Here is a 17647-nt window from a genome sequence, read left to right as displayed (position 1 = left end):
GAGGGATTCCGCACCGGCGGTCCCGCCACCAGACGGTTCGACCCATGAAGCTGCCCGACAAGCTCGGCCCCATCCACTTCATCGGCATCGGCGGCATCGGCATGTCCGGCATCGCCGAGGTGATGCACAACCTCGGCTACACGGTGCAGGGCTCGGACGCCTCCGACAACGCCAATGTCCGCCGTCTCGCTGAGAAGGGCATGCGCACCTTCGTGGGCCACGATGCCAAGAACGTCGAGGAGGCCGCCCTCGTCGTCGTCTCGACCGCGATCCGGCGCGACAACCCCGAGCTGCAGGCCGCCCGCGAGCGACGCCTGCCCGTGGTGCGACGGGCCGAGATGCTGGCGGAGCTGATGCGCTTCAAGTCCTGCGTGGCGATCGCCGGCACGCACGGCAAGACCACGACCACGTCGCTCGTCGCCACGCTGCTCGACGCCGGCAACCTCGACCCGACCGTGATCAACGGCGGCATCATCAACGCCTACGGCACCAACGCCCGCATGGGGGCGGGCGAGTGGATGGTGGTGGAGGCCGACGAGTCCGACGGCACCTTCCTGAAGCTGCCGGCCGACGTCGCGATCGTCACCAACATCGATCCCGAGCATCTCGACCATTTCGGCTCGTTCGACGCGATCAAGGACGCGTTCCGGCGCTTCATCGACAACATCCCGTTCTACGGCTTCGCGGTGATGTGCATCGACCACCCGGTGGTCCAGGATCTCGTCGGCCATATCGAGGACCGGCGGATCATCACCTACGGCGAGAACCCGCAGGCCGACGTGCGCCTGATCGACGTGGACCTGCGCGGCGGCCAGAGCCGCTTCCGGGTGATGATCCGCGACCGCCGCCCCGGCTACCGGATGGAGATGGAGGATCTGGTCCTCCCGATGCCCGGCAAGCACAACGCCCTCAACGCCACGGCGGCCCTCGCCGTCGCGCACGAGCTCGGCGTGAAGCCGGACGCGATCCGCCAGGCGCTCGCGGGCTTCGGCGGCGTGAAGCGGCGCTTCACCCGCACCGGCGAGTGGAACGGCGCGACGATCTTCGACGATTACGGACACCATCCGGTGGAGATCAAGGCGGTGCTCAAGGCCGCCCGCGCCTCGACCGAGCACGGCGTCGTCGCCATCGTGCAGCCGCACCGCTACACCCGGCTGCAGTCGCTGTTCGACGATTTCTGCACCTGCTTCAACGATGCCGACACGGTCATCGTCGCGCCGGTCTACGCGGCCGGCGAGCAACCGATCGAGGGCTTCGACCGCGACAGCCTCGTGGCCGGCCTGCGCTCCCGCGGTCACCGCGACGCCCGGGCCCTGGAGCGGCCGGAGGAACTCGCGGGTATCATCGCGGACCTCGCCAAGCCCGGCGACTACGTGGTGTGCCTCGGCGCCGGCACGATCACCCAGTGGGCCTACGCTCTGCCGGACGAACTCGCCGCGCGGGGACGGTAGGCGCGGTGCGCGCGCCCGCCCCGGGAGGCCTCTCGGGTCGGCGGCACCCTCGACCGCCCACACTGGGCTGCGCTCCGAGGATGAACCCGGCGGTGACTCTCCGGACCCCGGCCTCGCAGCGTCCGCTGCCACCCCGATGCGACGACACCAGGATCACCGCATCCCTCTCCCCGCGGGCGGGGCGAGGGGAGACACACAGATGACCGCCTCTCTGCACGATCGCATCCGGGCCGCCGCGCCCGACCTCCGCGGGCGCCTGCTCGCCGACCAGCCGCTCGCCGACCTCACCTGGTTCCGGGTCGGCGGACCGGCCGAGGTGCTGTTCACCCCGGCCGACGAGGAGGATCTCGCCCGCCTCCTCGCCGCTCTCGATCCGGACGTGCCGGTCACGGTGATCGGGCTCGGCTCGAACCTGATCGTGCGGGACGGCGGCGTGCCGGGCGTGGTCGTGCGCCTCGGCGGCAAGGCCTTCGGCAGCATCGCGGTCGACGGCGACGCGCTGACCGTCGGCACCGCGGTCCCGGACATGCGCCTCGCCAAGGCGGCCGCCGAGGCCGGGCTCGACGGGCTCGCCTTCTACCGGGGCATCCCCGGCTCGATCGGCGGGGCGCTGCGCATGAACGCGGGCGCGCATGGTGGCGAGACCACCGACGTGCTGGTCGAGGCCCGCGGCATCGATCGCGGGGGCGCGCTGCGCACCTTCAGCCACGCCGACATGGGCTTCTCCTACCGGCACTCGGACGCCCCGGAGGACGTGATCTTCACGCGCGCCGTCTTCCGCGGACGGCCCGGCGACCGGGTCGCCATCGAGGCCGAGATGGAGCGGGTCACCGCCGCCCGCGAGGCCGCGCAGCCGATCCGCGAGCGGACCGGCGGCTCGACCTTCGCCAACCCGGACGGCGGCAAGGCGTGGCAGCTCGTCGACGCCGCCGGCTGCCGCGGATTGAGGCGGGGCGGCGCCCAGGTCAGCGAGATGCACTGCAACTTCCTGATCAATACCGGTACTGCGAGCGCGGCCGATATCGAGGAGCTCGGCGAGGAGGTCCGCCGCCGCGTCCGGGAGACCAGCGGGGTCGCATTGCGCTGGGAGATCCGGCGCATCGGCCAGCCCGCCGGCACAACGTAAGAGCGGTGTTCCGGACGGACCGGTGCGCTCAGATCCTGATTGAAGCCGACCTATTCGAGGTGCCCTGATGTCCAAGCACGTCGCCGTCCTGCTGGGCGGCACCTCCGCCGAGCGCGAGGTCTCCCTCAGTTCCGGCAAGGCCTGCGCCGACGCGCTCGAAGGGGAGGGCTACCGGGTCACCCGGGTCGATGTCGGCCCCGACATCGCCGCGGTGCTGACGGCGCTCCGGCCGGACGTGGCCTTCAACGCGCTCCACGGGCCGGACGGCGAGGACGGCACCATCCAGGGCCTGCTGGAGATCCTCAAGATCCCCTACACCCATTCCGGCGTCCTCGCGTCGGCGCTCGCCATGAACAAGGAGCGGGCCAAGACCGTCATGCGCGCCGCCGGCGTCGACGTGCCCGAGGGCCGGATCGTTAACCGTCGTGAGGCCGCCAGGACACACCCTCTGCCGCCACCCTACGTCGTGAAACCGATCGCGGAAGGCTCATCGGTGGGTGTGATCATCGTGCGCGACGGCCGCTCGCACCCGCCCCAGATCCTCGCCTCCGAGGAGTGGACGTTCGGCGAGCAAGTCCTTGCAGAACCTTACATTGCTGGCCGCGAACTCACCTGCGGTGTGATGGGCGACAAGGCCCTCGGGGTGATCGAGGTGAAGGCCGCCACGGGCGATTGGTACGATTACGACGCCAAGTACGCCCCGGGGGGCTCGGTGCACGTGCTCCCGGCCGAACTTAAACCAAATGTTTACCAGCGTGTCCAAGAACTGTCGTTAACGGCGCATCAAGCACTGGGCTGTCGGGGCGTCAGCCGTGCCGACCTTCGCTACGACGACACACCGGGTGGAACCGGTCTGCTCGTGGTGCTGGAGGTCAACACGCAACCCGGCATGACCCAGACGAGCCTTGTGCCGGAGATGGCGGCCCATGCGGGCCTGAGTTTCGGTGAGCTCGTCCGATGGATGGTGGAGGACGCTTCCCTGAATCGCTGAGCGGCGACGCCGCCGGCCGGAGCGGTCCCGCGCGCCTCGCCGGCGCGATCCTGGGCCGGCTCACCGGCCGCGGCACGTCCCGGTCGCTCTCGGTTCGTCGGGCCCGCCCGAGTCAGCGCCTGAGCGAGCGCCTGCCCCGGGGCGCCGGGATCGTGGCGGTCTCCGTCTCCGCCGCCGCCGTGGCGCTCGCCGGTTTCGTGGCGAGCGGCCGCTACGACGCGTTCGTGGCCGAGCAGGGCCGCCCACTCGACATCGCCGCGCGCGTCGCCGGCTTCGGCGTCGAGCGCGTCACCATCTCGGGCATCTCCCGCATGTACGAGCGCGAGGTCCTGGCGGCCGCCGGGATCGACTGGCGCTCCTCGGTTCCCTTCCTCGACGTCGCCGACGTGCGCGAGCGGCTGCTCCGCGTGCCGCTGATCGCGCAGGCCTCGGTCCGGAAGATCTACCCCAACGAGATCGCCATCACCCAGGTGGAGCGCGAGCCCGCGGCCCTCTGGCAGAAGAACGGCGAGATCAGCGTGATCGCCGCCGACGGCACCGTCATCGACGCCATGCGCGACGACCGCTACGCCAGCCTGCCCCTGGTGGTCGGCGAGGACGCCAACACCAAGCTTCCGGAATACCTCGCCCTCATCGCCGCCGCGGGGCCGCTCGCCGAGCGGATCAAGGCCGGCACCTACGTGTCCGGCCGGCGCTGGACCCTCAAGTTCGACGGCATCGACGTGCGCCTGCCCGAGGTCGATCCGGCCGCGGCGCTCGCCCGCCTCGTCCGGTTCGAGCGCGAGGCCCACCTGCTCGAGAAGGACGTCATCGCGGTGGACCTGCGCATGCCGGACCGCCTGGTGGTGCGCCTGACCGAGGAGGCCGCCGCCGCCCGCGCGGAAGCCCAGAAGGCGAAGAAGAAGGGCGCGGCCAGCTGATGCCCTTCCTGTCGATCTCCGCCCGTCCCGCATCCCGCGCCCGGTAGCGTCAATGCACAGCCAACACGGCCTCACGCCGCGCTTGAAGCCGCTCTCCGCCCGGCGCTCGACCACCCTCTCGGTGCTCGACATCGGCACGAGCAAGGTGGTCTGCCTCATCGCCGAGCTGCAGCCCGCCGAAGCGCTCACGACGCTCCGCGGCCGCACGCACCTCGCGCGCATCATCGGCATCGGCCACCAGCGCTCCCTGGGCCTGAAGGGCGGCGCCATCGTCGATCTCGCCGCGGCCGAGAGCGCGATCCGGCAGGCGGTCCACGCCGCCGAGCGGATGGCCAAGGTCGAGGTCCAGTCGGTCATCGTCAACATGTCGGGCGGCCGGCTCGCCTCGCAGCATTTCCAGGCGCGGGTGAACGTCCGCTCGGGCACCGTCACGGGCAGCGACGTCGAGCGGGTGCTCGAGACCGCCAGCGCCCACGGCGTCAGCCCCGGCCGGGCCGTGCTGCACGCGCTGCCCACCGGCTATGCCCTCGACGGACAGGGCGCCGTCATCGACCCGTCGGGCATGATCGGGGAGGCGCTCAGCGTCGACCTGCACGTCGTCACCAGCGAGCTCGCGGCCGCCCGCAACGTCATGCTGGCGGTGGAGCACTGCCACCTCGGCGTCGAGGCGGTGATCGCCACGCCCTACGCGGCCGGCCTCTCGGCGCTGGTCGACGACGAGGCCGAGATGGGCGTCTGCGTCGTCGACATGGGCGGCGGCACGACCAGCGTCGGCGTGTTCTCCGGCGGCCACCTCGTCCATGTGGACGCCCTCGCGGTCGGCGGCCACCACGTCACCATGGACATCGCCCGCGGCCTCTCCACCCGCATGGCGGCGGCCGAGCGGCTGAAGACCCTCTACGGCTCGGCCCTCTCCACCCCCTCCGACGACCGCGACATGATCGCCGTGCACGGCGTCGGCGAGGACGAGGGCGAGGCGCCGGCCCACATCCCGCGCTCGCAGCTCGTGCGGATCATCAAGCCGCGCGTCGAGGAGGTGGTCGAGCTGGTGCGGGACCGCCTGCGCGACGCGGGCTTCGCCGCCCAGGCCGGACGGCGCGTCGTCCTCACCGGCGGCGCCAGCCAGCTCGTCGGTCTGCCCGAGGTCGCCCGCCGCGTCCTCCAGGGTCAGGTGCGGATCGGACGGCCCCTCGGCATCCGGGGCCTGCCGGAAGCCGCCAAGGGTCCGGCCTTCTCGGCGGCGGTCGGCCTGCTCGTCTACCCGCAGGTCGCCCATGCCGAACATTTCGAGCCGCGGGGGCACGGCGCCTTCGCGGCGACCGGGACCGACAACTACCTGAACCGGGTCGGCCGCTGGCTCCGGGACAGCTTCTAGGTTTCACGCCCGCCCGCTCGCGCGGGGGGATCGAAGGGATCCGGCGCCCAGGCGTCGCACGGACAGCACAGTTAGCGAGAGGCTCGACACCATGGCCATCACCCTCCAGGCGCCGGACATCCGGGAACTGAAGCCCCGCATCACCGTCTTCGGCGTCGGCGGCGCCGGCGGCAACGCCGTCAACAACATGATCGAGTCGGGCCTGCTGGGCTGCGAGTTCGTCGTGGCCAACACCGACGCGCAGGCGCTCACCTCCTCGAAGGCCGAGCGGGTGATCCAGATGGGCCTGGGCGTCACCCAGGGCCTCGGCGCCGGCTCGCACCCGGAGGTCGGCTCGGCCGCCGCCGACGAGGTGATCGACGAGATCCGCGACCAGCTCTCCGGCGCCCACATGTGCTTCATCACCGCCGGCATGGGCGGCGGCACCGGCACCGGCGCCGCGCCGGTCATCGCCCGGGCGGCCCGCGACATGGGCATCCTGACGGTCGGCGTCGTGACCAAGCCGTTCCAGTTCGAGGGCATGCGCCGCATGCGGACCGCCGAGTCCGGCATCCAGGAGCTGCAGGCCGCGGTCGACACCCTGATCGTGATCCCGAACCAGAACCTGTTCCGGGTCGCCAACGAGAAGACCACCTTCGCGGACGCCTTCGCGATGGCCGACCAGGTGCTCTACTCGGGCGTCGCCTGCATCACCGACCTGATGGTGAAGGAGGGCCTCATCAACCTCGACTTCGCCGACGTCCGGGCGATCATGCGCGGCATGGGCAAGGCCATGATGGGCACCGGCGAGGCGTCCGGCGAGAAGCGCGCCAACCGCGCCGCCGAGGCCGCCATCGCCAACCCGCTGCTCGACGACGTCTCGATGAAGGGCGCCCGCGGCCTGCTGATCTCGATCACCGGCGGCTCCGACTTGACCCTCTACGAGCTCGACGAGGCCGCCACCCGCATCCGCGAGGAGGTCGACCAGGACGCCAACATCATCCTGGGCGCCACCTTCGACGAGAGCCTCGACGGCATCATCCGCGTGTCGGTGGTCGCCACCGGCATCGAGCCGGCGCTGATCTCGGCGAACTCGCCCAACAACCCGGCCATCGCCGAGACCGAGCAGCGCATCGCCGAGGTTGCCGAGCGCCTGCGCGCCGAGGCCCGCTCGCGCGCCGCCTCGCCGGTGCCGAGTATCCGCACCGAGTCGGTCGCCCCGGCGCCGATGCCCGCCCCGGCCCCCGCGCCGCTCGCGGCCCCCGAGATGCGCCCCGAGTCGCGGATCGACAGCCGCATCGAGGCCGCCGCGCCGATGACCCGCGACGACGTCGTGCTCGCCCCGGTCCAGGCGCGCGCCGCGGCGCCGTTCGTCCCGGCCCCCGCGCCGCAGCGCGTCGAGGCGGCGCCCGCCGTCGAGGCCGGCCCGTTCGTGCCGCCGCGTCCGGCCGCCCCGACGGGCACGCCGCTCGCCCGCGCCCCGCGCATGCCGCAGATCCACGAGCTGCCGCCGATCGCCCAGACGCAGATCATGGCGAACCGCGCTGCCGAGGAGGCCGCCCCGGAATCCAAGCGGACCTCGCTGCTGCGCCGGCTCGCGACGGTGGGCTTCGGCGGCCGCCGCGAGGACATGGACGGCGCCCCGGCGGCCCGGCCGGCCTCGCCCGCCGCCCCGCAGCCGCATATGGCCCAGTCGCACATGGCCCAGTCGCACATGGCGCAGCCCCACATGGCCCAGCCCCACGTGCCGCCGGCCCCGCGCGCTCCGGCCGCCCCCGCGGTCCCGCAGTACCGCCCGGCCCAGGGCAACCTCGACGGTCAGGGCCGGGCCGCGCCCCAGCCGCGGATGATGGACGACGATCAGCTCGAGATCCCGGCCTTCCTCCGCCGTCAGGCGAACTGACCGGGCCGGGTCTCCGGCACGGCCCGGGGCTGGCGGGAAACCGCCGGCCCCTTCGCGCTGCAGCAAAGCAACTCATGGTTGTTGCGGTGAGAAATAGGGCTCGACGAGGCTGTGCGCCGCGGCTCTCGAGCCGTGCCGCATGGTGCATCCGCGCCACAGAACGGCCGCGGGTTAGTCACGCATTAACCAACCTTTAAGCCTTTGGTGGAGCAGCGCTTTGTGGTGACGAACCGCTAAGCGTGTCTGTAACAGACCGTAAGAATCCGTGATTTGGCTGCCCTGTGCGGCGCAGCTATAGAAACCATGTGATCGAGACGACACGCAGCGGGACACAACCTGATCGCGTGGGCTAGGGCATCAAGCAGCGGACGGATCAGTCAGTTTCTCCTCACCCCCAGTCGGGGTGGCGGAAATGATCGCGCCCGGGGGCTAAGGAATGCGAACGCATAAACAGACGACCCTCAAAGGGCCGGCGACTCTCTCGGGGATCGGAGTTCACTCCGGCAACCCCGCCGAGATCACCATCCGACCCGCTCCGGCCAATCACGGCATCGCCTTCCTCCGCACCGGCACCACCCACGGCAACGACCGCCTGATCAAGGCGCATCACGCCCTCGTCTCCGCCACCGAACTCTGCACCGTCCTGGGTGACGTCGAGACCGGCGCGGTCGCCACCGTCGAGCACCTGATGTCCGCCCTGTACGGGCTGGGCGTCGACAACGCTCTGGTCGAGATCGACGGCCCCGAGATGCCGATCCTCGACGGGTCCGCGCTCCCCTTCGTCCAGGCGATCGACCAGATTGGCATCGCCACCTGCGACACGCCGCGGCGCTGGCTCAAGATCCTCCGCCACGTCCGCATCGAGACCGGGACATCCTTCGCGGAACTTCGCCCGATCGACCGCGGCTTCCGCCTCGACGTCGAGATCGACTTCGAGAGCCCGGTGATCGGCCGTTCCCGCAAGGCGATGGACCTGTCGCCCGCGACCTACCGCCGCGAGATCGCCGGCGCCCGCACCTTCGGGATGATGCGCGACGTGGAGCGCTACTGGAAGGCGGGCTTCGCCCTCGGCGCCTCGCTGGAGAACACCGTGGCGGTCGGCGAGACCGCGGTGGTGAATCCCGAGGGTCTGCGCTTCCAGGACGAGTTCGTCCGCCACAAGATCCTCGACGCCATCGGAGACCTCGCCCTGGCCGGCCTGCCGATCCAGGGGGCCTACCGCTCCTATTGCGGCGGCCACCGGATGAATGTCGGGGTGCTGTCGGCCCTGTTCGCCGACCGAGCGAACTACGCCATCGTCGAGGCGCAGGGCTCGCGCCGCGAGACCGTGCTGTCCGAACTCGGCGCCGGCCTGGGCCTCGCCGCCTTCGCGGGCGACCTGTAGCCCCTGTGACCGACGGGCCACAGCCCGCAACCGATCCTGACTGCCGCAGCCTTGCCGCTTTCGTGCCCGAATCGAACGGCACGGTTTAACGGTCCGTGAACGGCGGGCACGGCCCGGGGCGGGCCGGATCCACCCACGCGATGGCATGACGGCGCGCAACGGCGCCGGTTCCGGGAAAGAGCGCCAGATGCCTGTCACCATTCGTCATCGCCGGGCAGCGGCCTTCGCGGCGCCCCTCGTGGCCGTCCTCGGCCTGGGCCTCGGCGGCTGCGACTTCGACCCGATGAGCATCTTCGCCGAGAAGTACAAGCCCGAGGTCGTGCCGGACGTTCCGGCCGACAAGCTGTACAGCGACGGCCTCGCCAAGCTCGAGGACAGCGACTACGAGGGCGCGGTCAAGAAATTCGACAGCCTCGACAAGCAGTACCAGTACTCCGATTGGTCCCGGAAGGCGCTGCTGATGACGGCCTACGCGAATTACGAGGGCCAGAAGTACGACGACGCGATCAGCGCCTCGAAGCGCTACCTGCAGCGCCATCCGGCCAGCAAGGATGCGGCCTACGCGCAGTACCTGATGGCGATGTCGAACTATAAGCAGATCCCGGACGTCACCCGCGATCAGGAGCGCTCCGAGAAGGCCCTCGTCGCGCTGCAGGAGCTGGTGCAGAAGTACCCGACCTCCGAATACGCCGCGGACGCGAAGGCGAAGATCCAGATCACCCGCGATCAGCTCGCCGGCAAGGAGATGGAGATCGGCCGCTTCTACCTCGAGAAGCGCAATTTCCCGGCGGCGATCAACCGCTTCCGCGACGTGGTCGCCAAGTATCAGACCACCCGGCACGCCGAGGAGGCGCTCGAGCGCCTGACCGAGGCCTACTGGGCGCTCGGCATCACCCAGGAGGCGCAGAACGCCGCCGCGGTGCTCGGCCACAATTTCCCGGAGAGCCCCTGGTACAAGGACGCCCACGCGCTGCTGGCGCAGGGCGGTCTCGAGCCCCGCGAGGAGAAGAGCTCGTTCCTCTCGAAGATCTACCGGACCGTCACGGGCAAGACCGCCTCGGCCCAGTAAGCCGCCGCGCCCGCGCGGGGACCGCCCACGAAACCTCGAGGCCCGGAGCCGCCGCTCCGGGCCTTTCCCATTGCGGCGCCCGGCGCGTTGCACCAACCGCGCGGTGCGACGCATTTTTGGGGTGAATCCGCGCCGCGGCGGCCTTATGTCTGCGGTCCCATCCTGAGGAATCCCCGTCGCCGCATGCTGGCGCAGCTCGCGATCCGCGACATCGTCCTGATCGACAGGCTCGAACTGAATTTCCGATCGGGGCTCAGCGTCCTGACCGGGGAGACAGGCGCGGGCAAATCGATCCTGCTCGACGCCTTCGCCCTGGCGCTCGGCGGCCGCGGCGACGGCCGCCTCGTCCGCCACGGCGAGGCGCAGGGCGCGGTCACGGCGGTGTTCGATCTGCCCCTCGACCATCCGGCGCGCCGGATCGCGGCCGAGGCCGAGATCGACACCGAGGGCGACCTGATCCTGCGCCGGACCCAGATGGCGGACGGCCGGACCCGCGCCTTCGTCAACGACCAGCCGGTGGGCGTTCAGGTCCTGCGGGCGATCGGCGCGGCTCTCGTGGAGATCCACGGTCAGCACGATGACCGGGCGCTGGCCGACCCCGCCTCGCACCGGGCGATCCTCGATGCCTTCGGCGGCCTCCAGACCCAGCTCGCGAAGGTCGCCGCCGCGTCGCGGACCGTGCGGCATGCCCGCACCGAACTCGCCGAGCACCGCGCCCGCGTGGAGGCGGCCCGCAAGGAATCCGACTTCCTGCGCCACGCCGTGGAGGAGCTCGCCGCACTGGCGCCGCTCGCCGGTGAGGAGGCCCAGCTCGCCGAGCGCCGCACGATCATGCAGCAATCCGAGAAGGTCGCGCGCGAGCTCAACGAGGCGCTCGAGGCCGTCGGCGGCCCCCATTCCGGCGTGCCGCACCTCTCGGCCGCCCTGCGCAAGCTGGAGCGGCGCGCCGCGCAGCTGCCGGCCCTGGTGGACCCGTGCGTGAACGTCCTCGACGCCGCGATGGTCGCCCTCGACGAAGCCCGCGCGGTCCTCGAGGCGGCGGTGGCCGAGACGGAGTTCGACCCCCGCGACCTGGAGCGCGTCGAGGAGCGACTCTTCGCCCTGCGCGCCGCCTCGCGCAAGTACGATGTCCCGGCCGACGACCTCGCCGCCCTGGCGGAGCGCTACGCCGGCGACGTGGCGGCGATCGATGCCGGCGAGGCGGCGCTGGCCGGGCTGGAGCAGGCGCTCGCGACGGCGGAGGCCGCCTACGCCGAGGCGGCCGAGAAGCTCAGCGCCGGGCGGCGCCGGGCGGCCAAGCAGCTCGACGCGGCCGTGAAGGCCGAGCTGCCGCCGCTCAAGCTGGAGCGCGCCCGCTTCATCACCGAGATCGCCACGGACCCGGATTCCCGCGACCCGGCCGGCACCGACCGGGTCGAGTTCTGGGCCCAGACCAATCCCGGGACCAAGCCCGGCCCGATGATGAAGGTCGCCTCGGGCGGCGAGCTGTCGCGCTTCATGCTGGCGCTGAAGGTCGTGCTGGCCGACAAGGGCTCGGCCCCGACGCTCATCTTCGACGAGATCGATACCGGCGTGGGCGGCGCGGTGGCGGACGCCATCGGGATGCGGCTCGCCCGGCTGGCGGCGACCGTCCAGGTGGTCGCGGTCACCCACGCGCCCCAGGTCGCCGCGCGGGCGGAGACGCATTTCCTGATCGCCAAGGCCCCCGTGAAAGGGGCCGGCCGCGTCGCCACGCGGGTGGCGAGCCTGCCGGTCGCCGAGCGCCGCGAGGAGATCGCCCGGATGCTGGCGGGCGCCACCGTCACCGACGAGGCCCGGGCGGCGGCCGCGCGACTCCTCCAGGGTGCCGACGCGTGAACCGGCGTCAACCTTAACCGTTGGTTGAAGGTAACAATTCGTTAACTATTCATCGTGAGAATGCTGTCATCCCGGTACCGCGGCAGGGTTGGGCGGTCGAAGGGCGGGAGGAGCCATGAAGCCGTCAGTCGTCGACTCCGATGGGTCTCTGCCCGCGGGACAGCCCCTGAAGCGGGCGGTCGACACCCGCCAGCTCGGCCTCACGCTCCGCACGGTCTACGAGGGCAGCGTCGACACGCAGCCGATCACCGACACGCATGTCGAGCTGCTCCTGCGCCTGCGCCAGAAGGAGCGGGAGCTGCGCCGGGCGGTCTGACCCGGGGCGGCGGCCTCACCAGCGGCGCGCCCCCGGCCGGCGACGGTACTCGGCCGCACGAATCAGTGTCAGCACGCGGTCGAGGCTCACCAGCAGCTCCGCCTCCTCGACGCGCGCCGCGGAGGCCGCGTCCGGGTCGGGGCTGAATTTCTGCCGGGCCTGCGCCAGCGCGAGCGCCCGCTCCACGGCCTCCCGCTCGGCGTGCAGGGCCAGCCAGGCCGGATCGGATTCCGTCGCCGCATCCACCTCGTCGCCGCCCACGATCCGCGCGTCCTTCTGCTGCCGGCTGCCGCTCCTGGCAGAGAGGAACGCGCGAGAGGCCGGAACCGTGCCGCGCCCGGCCGACGCGCGGTGTCGTCCCCCGTGTCGTCCCCCCCGTCATCCCCCGTGTCATCCCGGTGTCATCTACTTGTCGTAACCGCCCGGCCATCGGGCGGCCGGCGCTGGGTCTCTTCGGAAGATCGGCCGCAGGGCTCTGCCGCGGGCACGGGCCCGCCGGCGGGGCAGCGCAGGCTCTAGCCCGACGGCAACGGAGATTCCTTTGAGACCCTTCGCTTACGCGCTCGCCGTCGGCCTCGCGACGGTTCAGCTGGCGTCCGCGGCGCTCGCCGCCGATATCACCGGCGCCGGCGCCACCTTCCCGTTCCCGGTCTACTCGAAGTGGGCCGAGGCCTATCGCAAGGAGACCGGCTCGGGCCTCAACTACCAGTCGATCGGCTCCGGCGGCGGCATCAAGCAGATCCAGGCCAAGACGGTCGATTTCGGCGCCACCGACGCGCCCCTGAAGCCCGAGCAGCTGGCCAAGGACGGCCTCGTCCAGTTCCCGACCGTGATGGGCGGCGTCGTGCCGGTGGTGAACATCCCCGGGATCGAGCCCGGCAAGCTGAAGCTCACCGGCGACGTGCTGGCCGACATCTACGCCGGCAAGATCGCGAAGTGGAGCGATCCGCGCATCGCCAAGCTCAATGACGGGCTGAAGCTGCCCGACGCCAACATCACCCCGGTCTACCGCTCCGACGCGTCGGGCACGACCAACATCTTCACCACCTACCTGTCCCAGGTCTCCGAGCCCTGGAAGAAGGAGTACGGCGCGGCCACGACGATCTCCTGGCCGGTCGGTCAGGGCGGCAAGGGCAACGAGGGCGTGACCGCCACCGTCAAGCAGGTTCCGAACGCGATCGGCTACGTCGAGTCGGCCTACGCCAAGCAGAACAAGCTCTCCTACGCCCTGCTGCAGAACAAGGCCGGCCAGTACCCGCAGCCCGACGACAAGGCGTTCCAGGCCGCGGCGGCGAGCGCCGACTGGAAGGCGACCCCGGGCTTCGGCATCTCGCTGACCAACCAGCCGGGCGAGGCGGCGTGGCCGATCACGGCGGCGACCTTCATCCTGGTCCACAAGGACGCCGCCGACCCGGCCAAGTCCGCCGCCGTGCTCAAGTTCTTCGACTGGGCCTACAAGAACGGCGACACGCTCGCCACCGACCTCGACTACGTCCCGCTGCCGGACAACGTCGTCGAACTGATCCACCAGGAGTGGAAGGACGTGAAGGGCAAGGACGGCAAGCCTGTCCTCAACATGTGAGCGTGGCGGGGAGGGGGTGAGAACCTCCTCCCTCGCTTCCGGGAACGCACCGCGCTACCACGCCCCCCTTCGCAGAGAACCGCGGATGCCCGCTTTGACCGAATCGATCGCCCTCGGCCGAACCCGTTCCGCGACCGCGCGGAAGGCGCCGAGCCGGAGCCTCGACACGCTGTTCCGGACCTGCTCGTACGGCGCGGCCCTGCTGGTGCTGCTCGTGCTCGCCGGCATCCTCGGCTCGATCCTGTACGGCGGCTGGCCCGCCTTCCGCGAGTTCGGCTTCGGCTTCCTGACCTCCAGCGCCTGGAACGTCGGGACCGAGCAGTACGGCGCCCTGGTCGCGGTGATCGGGACCGTCGCCTCCGCCTTCCTGGCCCTGCTGATCGGCGTGCCCGTCTCGCTGGGCATCGCGGTCTACCTCACCCAGCTCTGTCCGGGCTGGGCCCGCAAGCCGGTCGCCATGACGATCGAGCTGCTCGCGGCCGTGCCGAGCATCATCTACGGCATGTGGGGCCTGTTCGTGTTCGCGCCGCTCCTGGCGCGCTACGTCCAGATCCCGGTCTCGAACCTCGTGGAGGGCATGCCGATCGTCGGCACGCTGTTCTACGCCCGGGTGCCGTCGGGCGTCGGCGTGTTCACCGCCGGGATCATCCTGGCGATCATGATCGTGCCGTTCATCGCCTCGATCGCCCGGGACATGCTCGACCAGATCCCGACCGTGCTGCGCGAGAGCGCCTACGGGATCGGCTGCACCACCTGGGAGGTTGTGCGCCACGTGCTGGTGCCGCAGGCGGCCGTCTCGATCATCGGCGCGATCATGCTCGGCCTCGGCCGGGCGCTCGGCGAGACGATGGCGGTGACCTTCGTGGTCGGCAACGCCAACCGGCTCTCGGCCTCGATCTTCGACCCCAGCTCGACCATCGCGTCGCGCATCGCCAACGAGTTCAACGAGGCGGACGGCCTCCAGCTGAACGCGCTGATGGCGCTGGGCTGCATCCTGTTCGTGATCACCTTCGTGGTGCTCATCATCGCCCGGCTGCTGACGCGCCGCGTCCAGTCCGCCTGAGGAGCACGCGCGATGGTTTCCTCCAGCACGATCGCCCCGGCCGCCCAGCGCCGCCCCGGCCGCGTCCGTCAGGGACGCCGCGTCGCCGACCGGACCCTGCGCGTCGCCTGCGCCGCCGCGACGGTGGTCGGCGCCCTGGTTCTCGGCTCGATCCTGGTGATGCTGATCGTCCAGGGCGTGCGCGGCTTCACGCCGACCCTGTTCACCAACCCGACCCCGGGCCCGGGCTCGGAGGGCGGCGGCATCGCCAACGCCATCCTGGGCAGCCTTGTTCTGACCGGGATCGGCATCCTGATCGCGACGCCGGTCGGCGTCATGGCCGGGACCTTCCTGGCCGAGTACGGGCGCGGCTCGAAACTGGCCGCCCTGATCCGCTTCCTCAACGACGTCCTGCTCTCTGCGCCGTCGATCCTGATCGGCCTGTTCGTCTACACGCTGATGGTGCGGCCGATGGGCACCTACTCGGGCTGGGCCGGCGGCGTGGCGCTGGCGATCATCGCCGTGCCGGTGATCGTGCGCACCACCGAGGACATGCTGCGCCTCGTGCCCGGCACCCTGCGGGAGGCCGGCGCGGCGCTCGGCGCGCCGCCCTCGACGGTGATCATGAGCGTGACCTGGCGGGCGGCCTCGGCCGGCATCGTCACCGGCATCATCCTGGCCCTCGCCCGCATCGCCGGCGAGACCGCACCGCTGCTGTTCACCGCGCTCAACAACAATTCCTGGTTCTCAGCCAACCTGATGGGCGGCGTCGCGAACCTGCCGGTGATGATCTACCAGTTCGCCCTCTCGCCCTACCCGAACTGGCAGGGCCTGGCCTGGGCGGGCGCGCTCCTGATCACCACCACCATCCTGGCGCTGTCGATCATCGCGCGCCTCGTGATCAAGCCGCAGGCCTCGCGCTAAGCCCCCTTTCGAGGACACGACGATGAACGCCGCCTCCGCGATCCCCACGGTCGAGCTGAACCGCAACCGCGCCGAAGAGGGCGGCCCCGTGCGGATCGCCGTCAAGGACCTGAACTTCTACTACGGCAGCTTCCACGGGCTGAAGGACGTCAACCTCAACTTCCACGACCGGCAGGTGACGGCGCTGATCGGCCCTTCCGGCTGCGGCAAGTCCACCCTGCTGCGCTGCTTCAACCGGATCTACAGCCTCTACCCGGAGCAGCGCGCGGAGGGCGAGATCCTGCTCGACGGCGAGAACATCCTCAGCCCCTCCTTCGACCTGAACGAGCTGCGCTCGCGCATCGGCATGGTGTTCCAGAAGCCGACGCCGTTCCCGATGTCGATCTACGACAACGTGGCCTTCGGCCTGCGCCTCTACGAGAAGCTGCCGAAATCCGAGCTCGACGGCCGGATCGAGGAATCCCTTCGCAAGGCCGCCCTCTGGGACGAGGTGAAGGACAAGCTCCGGCAGCCCGGGACCGGCCTGTCGGGCGGCCAGCAGCAGCGTCTGTGCATCGCCCGGACGGTGGCGCAGAAGCCGGAGGTGATCCTGTTCGACGAGCCGACCTCGGCGCTCGACCCGATCTCGACCGGCCGCATCGAGGAGCTGATCGAGCAGCTGCGCGACGAGTTCACCATCGTGATCGTCACCCACAACATGCAGCAGGCGGCGCGCATCTCGCAGTTTACCGCCTTCATGTATCTGGGGCAGCTCGTCGAGTTCGGTCCGACCAACCGGATGTTCATGAACCCGACGGAACGCCGCACGCAGGACTACATCACCGGCCGCTTCGGCTAGTCTGCCGGGCCGCTCCGGTCCCGGGACCGCCGCTCGCGTCTCCGGCGCGCCGGCGGATCCCGCAAGCCTCCCGGAGGGCCGTCCCCGGGACCCCATCGAAGGATCCGCCATGCCCGGCCATATCGTCACCTCCTACGACACCGACCTGGAGAACCTGCGTCGCTCGATCTCGGAGATGGGCGGCGTCGCCGAGAAGATGACCGCGGAGGCGACCGACGCCCTCGTGCGCCGGGACGACACGCTCGCCCAGGCGGTGATCCTCGCCGACAAGCGCCTCGACGCGCTGCAGCGGGACATCGAGGAGCGCGCCGTGCTGCTGATCGCCCGGCGCCAGCCCCTGGCGATCGACCTGCGCGAGACCATCTCGGCGATCCGCGTCTCCGGCGATCTGGAGCGGATCGGCGACCTCGCCAAGAACGTCGCCAAGCGCGTAGTGGCGATCTCCGACCAGGCGCCGGCCCAGAAGATCGTGCTCGGCGTGCGCCACATGAGCGACCTCGCCGAGGGTCAGCTGAAGGACGTGCTCGACGCCTACGGGAGCCGCGACGTCCAGGCGGCCCACGACGTCTGGGAGCGCGACGGCGAGATCGACGCCCTGTACAATTCCCTGTTCCGCGAGCTCCTGACCTACATGATGGAGGATCCGCGCAACATCTCGTTCTGCACGCATCTCCTGTTCTGCGCGAAGAACGTCGAGCGCATCGGCGACCACACCACCAACATCGCCGAGACGATCCACTACCTCGCCACGGGCGAGACGCTGGCGGGTGACCGGCCGAAGAACGACGCGTCGAACTACGCGACCGTGGACGGCGTGCAGGCGCCGTGAGGCGCCGACCCCGGCGCCTTCCTGTGGGCGCGGCCGGGGTCACTCTCCGTGCGGGTTGAGG

The 17647-nt window shown here is 70.9% G+C and carries 16 protein-coding genes; 15 read left to right on the top strand and 1 reads right to left on the bottom strand.

Annotated elements, in window-relative coordinates; translation table 11 throughout:
- Positions 1-44: 44 nt before the first annotated feature.
- The 10 genes from murC (at position 45) to BM419_RS16845 (ending at position 12371) form a co-directional block, all read left to right on the top strand.
- Positions 45-1451, top strand: a complete 1407-nt coding sequence (murC, locus tag BM419_RS16890; RefSeq protein ID WP_091927097.1) for a UDP-N-acetylmuramate--L-alanine ligase — start codon at positions 45-47, stop codon at positions 1449-1451.
- Positions 1452-1650: 199 nt separating this feature from the next.
- Positions 1651-2577: a UDP-N-acetylmuramate dehydrogenase gene (gene murB / locus BM419_RS16885; protein ID WP_091927096.1), complete on the top strand. Its 927-nt coding sequence runs from the start codon at positions 1651-1653 to the stop codon at positions 2575-2577.
- 67 nt (positions 2578-2644) lie between these two features.
- Entirely contained in the window at positions 2645-3568 is a 924-nt protein-coding gene (locus tag BM419_RS16880; RefSeq protein ID WP_020094130.1) for a D-alanine--D-alanine ligase, read from the top strand.
- Positions 3535-4488 carry a cell division protein FtsQ/DivIB gene (locus BM419_RS16875; protein WP_091927095.1) on the top strand — a complete coding sequence of 318 codons (954 nt, stop codon included), beginning with the start codon at positions 3535-3537 and terminating at the stop codon, positions 4486-4488. Before BM419_RS16880 ends, BM419_RS16875 begins: the two co-directional genes overlap by 34 nt.
- A 52-nt stretch (positions 4489-4540) precedes the next feature.
- The gene (ftsA, locus tag BM419_RS16870; RefSeq protein ID WP_012319319.1) at positions 4541-5863 is read left to right on the top strand and encodes a cell division protein FtsA; all 1323 of its coding nucleotides are present in this window, start codon (positions 4541-4543) and stop codon (positions 5861-5863) included.
- 91 nt (positions 5864-5954) lie between these two features.
- Positions 5955-7745: a cell division protein FtsZ gene (ftsZ, locus tag BM419_RS16865; protein ID WP_020094132.1), complete on the top strand. Its 1791-nt coding sequence runs from the start codon at positions 5955-5957 to the stop codon at positions 7743-7745.
- Between the two features lie 436 nt (positions 7746-8181).
- Positions 8182-9129 (top strand): UDP-3-O-acyl-N-acetylglucosamine deacetylase, encoded by a 948-nt coding sequence (gene lpxC, locus BM419_RS16860; RefSeq protein ID WP_091927094.1) that lies wholly within the window; start codon positions 8182-8184, stop codon positions 9127-9129.
- Between the two features lie 187 nt (positions 9130-9316).
- The gene (locus tag BM419_RS16855) at positions 9317-10198 is read left to right on the top strand and encodes an outer membrane protein assembly factor BamD (protein ID WP_091927125.1); all 882 of its coding nucleotides are present in this window, start codon (positions 9317-9319) and stop codon (positions 10196-10198) included.
- 183 nt (positions 10199-10381) lie between these two features.
- The gene (recN, locus tag BM419_RS16850) at positions 10382-12055 is read left to right on the top strand and encodes a DNA repair protein RecN (RefSeq protein ID WP_020094135.1); all 1674 of its coding nucleotides are present in this window, start codon (positions 10382-10384) and stop codon (positions 12053-12055) included.
- Positions 12056-12170: 115 nt separating this feature from the next.
- Positions 12171-12371 (top strand): hypothetical protein, encoded by a 201-nt coding sequence (locus BM419_RS16845; RefSeq protein WP_020094136.1) that lies wholly within the window; start codon positions 12171-12173, stop codon positions 12369-12371.
- 15 nt (positions 12372-12386) lie between these two features.
- Here the strand turns inward: BM419_RS16845 and BM419_RS16840 are convergent, their stop codons facing one another.
- The gene (locus BM419_RS16840) at positions 12387-12632 is read right to left on the bottom strand and encodes a hypothetical protein (protein ID WP_020094137.1); all 246 of its coding nucleotides are present in this window, start codon (positions 12630-12632) and stop codon (positions 12387-12389) included.
- A gap of 280 nt (positions 12633-12912) precedes the next feature.
- On the opposite strand from BM419_RS16840, the gene pstS reads away from it, so the two are divergent.
- The 5 genes from pstS (at position 12913) to phoU (ending at position 17586) form a co-directional block, all read left to right on the top strand.
- Positions 12913-13953: a phosphate ABC transporter substrate-binding protein PstS gene (pstS, locus tag BM419_RS16835; RefSeq protein WP_020094138.1), complete on the top strand. Its 1041-nt coding sequence runs from the start codon at positions 12913-12915 to the stop codon at positions 13951-13953.
- 85 nt (positions 13954-14038) lie between these two features.
- Positions 14039-15016: a phosphate ABC transporter permease subunit PstC gene (gene pstC / locus BM419_RS16830; protein ID WP_091927093.1), complete on the top strand. Its 978-nt coding sequence runs from the start codon at positions 14039-14041 to the stop codon at positions 15014-15016.
- Positions 15017-15028: 12 nt separating this feature from the next.
- On the top strand, positions 15029-15919 hold the full coding sequence (gene pstA / locus BM419_RS16825; protein WP_091927092.1) for a phosphate ABC transporter permease PstA: 891 nt from the start codon (positions 15029-15031) through the stop codon (positions 15917-15919).
- 22 nt (positions 15920-15941) lie between these two features.
- Positions 15942-16757 (top strand): phosphate ABC transporter ATP-binding protein PstB, encoded by an 816-nt coding sequence (gene pstB / locus BM419_RS16820; protein ID WP_091927091.1) that lies wholly within the window; start codon positions 15942-15944, stop codon positions 16755-16757.
- 109 nt (positions 16758-16866) lie between these two features.
- The gene (gene phoU / locus BM419_RS16815) at positions 16867-17586 is read left to right on the top strand and encodes a phosphate signaling complex protein PhoU (RefSeq protein ID WP_020094142.1); all 720 of its coding nucleotides are present in this window, start codon (positions 16867-16869) and stop codon (positions 17584-17586) included.
- The last annotated feature ends 61 nt before the right edge of the window (positions 17587-17647 follow it).

Source organism: Methylobacterium sp. yr668 (assembly GCF_900116245.1).
Taxonomy (GTDB): domain Bacteria; phylum Pseudomonadota; class Alphaproteobacteria; order Rhizobiales; family Beijerinckiaceae; genus Methylobacterium.
This window is presented reverse-complemented; position numbering and strand designations above follow the sequence as displayed.